1 protein-coding gene is annotated in these 281 nt (G+C 52.7%); it reads left to right on the top strand.

Annotated elements, in window-relative coordinates; translation table 11 throughout:
• Nucleotides 1-281: hypothetical protein (locus AB1471_RS17250; RefSeq protein ID WP_367780966.1), on the top strand; the 281-nt coding region annotated here is incomplete at both ends.

The raw sequence follows: 281 nt of genomic DNA, 5'->3' as shown, positions 1-281 counted from the left end.
CACCTTCTACCTCTTCCAGCAGGCTTATGATGCCAACGGTAAGCCGTTGCAGAACACCTACATCGACCGCAATGGTGACGGTACGATCTCGGAGGATGATAAGTATCTGACCGGTTGCAGCGCAACGCCCGACTTCTACTACGGTATCAGCACGCAGGTGACCTATAAGAATTGGGACTTCGGTATCAATGCCCACGGTTCGATCGGTAACGAGGCGATCAACAAGATGGCTGTCGATAACTCGACGACCTTCCAGACCTCGCTCGGTTACGACTACTTGA

Source organism: Jeotgalibacillus marinus, from assembly GCF_040801915.1.
Classification (GTDB): Bacteria; Bacillota; Bacilli; order Bacillales; family Jeotgalibacillaceae; genus Jeotgalibacillus; species Jeotgalibacillus marinus.
The sequence above is the reverse complement of the archived record's forward strand: the minus strand, read 5'-3'. Positions and strand labels throughout refer to the sequence as shown.